This is a genomic window from Streptomyces sp. NPDC042002 (genome assembly GCF_055588305.1).
Genome location: NZ_JBVJCT010000042.1, coordinates 1 through 1,996, shown reverse-complemented (window position 1 = coordinate 1,996; position 1,996 = coordinate 1). Strand labels below are relative to the sequence as shown.

2 protein-coding genes and 1 pseudogene are annotated in these 1,996 nt (G+C 70.3%); 2 read left to right on the top strand and 1 reads right to left on the bottom strand.

The window, feature by feature from the left end; translation table 11 throughout:
- Positions 1-228: 228 nt before the first annotated feature.
- Complete coding sequence (locus ACZ6KY_RS36095; RefSeq protein ID WP_469314483.1) at positions 229-744, bottom strand: pep a2; 516 nt, start codon at positions 742-744, stop codon at positions 229-231.
- A gap of 304 nt (positions 745-1,048) precedes the next feature.
- Between ACZ6KY_RS36095 and ACZ6KY_RS36090 the strand changes: the two are divergent.
- Both ACZ6KY_RS36090 and ACZ6KY_RS36085 read left to right on the top strand, forming a co-directional pair.
- A pseudogene (locus ACZ6KY_RS36090) lies at positions 1,049-1,240 on the top strand (DUF5133 domain-containing protein); the annotation flags it as partial.
- A gap of 100 nt (positions 1,241-1,340) precedes the next feature.
- Positions 1,341-1,996: maltotransferase domain-containing protein (locus ACZ6KY_RS36085; RefSeq protein ID WP_469314482.1), on the top strand; the 656-nt coding region annotated here is incomplete at its 3' end.

Here is a 1,996-nt window from a genome sequence, read left to right as displayed (position 1 = left end):
ACCCCAGGACGGCGGATGCTCGCGCCCCCCCCTACCCCCCAGGAGAGCAAACCCTCACGGCCGCCCCCCCCCCCCCCCCCCGACAACACCCCCCCCCCCCCCCCCACTTGGGTGAAGCGGGCGAAGTCAGTTCCTTCGCCGTCGTAGGTCACGCCCTGAGGGACGGGCGCCCGTTCCGGACGCGTACGTGATCGCCGTACGAGGATCACGGCCGGGTCCGCTGACGAGTCACCCGCGGGCGGCGACCGGCTCGGTCTCTTCGCGGGTGGTGGCGAGCGCGGGTTCCGGCAGCACCATGTACCGGGGCATCGGGCGCGCCTCGCGCAGGCTGGGCGCCGGCACGGGAGGTTCCAGCGGGGCGTGTTCGGCGGCGCGGGCCCGCCACGAGAACCAGATGATCTTGCCGCCGACGTCCGTGGCGCAGCAGCCCCAGCCGTCACTCAGGGCGGCGATCTGGGCGAGACATCCCTGCGGCGCCTTGTGCGGGCGGATGTCCTGGCTGTTGTCCGAGACGGCGGCGATGAGGTGCTGGCCGTTCCACCACATCTCGATGGTCGTGTTCTTGTCGGCGGCGTGCTGCTCGATCGTGCGGAGCAGCGCTTCCGCGCAGTGGCAGACGGAATCGACGAGATTCTCCAGGTTCCAGTACCGGAGGTGCGCGGCCAGGATCCGCTTGACCTGTCCGACCCTTTCCTGGCTGAGCTCCACGTCGAGGTGGTAGTAGCAGGGAACTGCGGCTTTCATCGTCGTTGGCTCCTCACCGGCGAAGCTCTCGCTCCTCCTCGCCCCCTGCGGGACCGAGCCCCGAGTACGAAGCGTGAGCACTGGTCGCTCCTGAGTGACCTTCAGGATGAGAGGGCTACTCCATTCGTGCAACACGAGAGCACCCCCAATGTTGTTGAAGAACCAACAAGACGCTCGGTCGCTGTACAGGCACCATGAGTGAGGGTGTCGCTCCGTGACGGGACGGCTCCCCTTCGCGTACGGCCCTCACTCGCCGGCCAGGCGAGCCGTGCGCGGTCGAGAGATCGGGAAGGTGACCAGCGTGATGCTGCTGCCTGCCAAAGCCGAGGTCGCCAGGCATCTGGAGCGCTACCGGGCGTGGGAACGCCTGCTTCTCGCGACTCCCGCCGACCGTGTGGTGCGGGGGAATTTCGAGAACACCGGTTACACCCTGTGCGTCCTGATGGGGAAGCGCTGCGCGCGGGAGGCGGCGAACGCCGCCGAGGTCTATCTGCAGGACGTTCCGGCACGGATCTGAACGACGGTCCGAAGGACCGCACCGAAAGGGCCTATCGCGGCAACGACGACTGGGGCCCAGAACCGCGGAGGCGAAACGCATGGACGCGAACACGGACACCGGCCGCATACCCGTCATGGATGTGCGGCCGGTCGTCGAATGCGGCAGACGGCCCGCCAAAGCGGTGGTCGGCGAGACCTTCCAGGTCACCGCCACCCTCTTCGGCGAGGGCCATGACGTGGTCGGCGCCAATGTGGTCCTGCGCGATCCGAGCGGCCGCCCCGGCCCGTGGACGCCGATGCGTGAACTGGCCCCCGGCACCGACCACTGGGGCGCCCGTGTGACGCCGTCGGAAACGGGCCACTGGACCTACCTGGTGGAGGCGTGGAGCGACCCGGTGACCGGATGGCGGCGCGTCGCCGAGGTCAAGATCCCGGCCGGGGTCGACGTCGGTCTTGTCCTGGAGGAGGGCGCCGCGCTCCATGAGCGGGCCGCCACGGGGGTGCCCGCAGGGGCCGGCCGGGACACCGTGCTGGCCGCCGCCGACGCCCTGCGCGACGACTCCCGGCCGCCGGGCGACCGGCTCGCGGCGGCCCTGGCTCCGGGGGTGAAGGCCGCTCTCGCGGAGCATCCGCTGCGTGAACGGCTCACCCGCTCCCTCCCGTTGCCGCTGCTGGTGGAGCGGGAGCGGGCGCTGTTCGGTTCCTGGTACGAGTTCTTCCCGCGTTCGGAGAGCGGTCGGAGCGGGCAGCTGGA

Bases quoted from the DNA above. Each gene is read 5' to 3' on its own strand.
- ACZ6KY_RS36095 (WP_469314483.1), bottom strand. From the start codon at position 744: ATGAAAGCCGCAGTTCCCTGCTACTACCACCTCGACGTGGAGCTCAGC.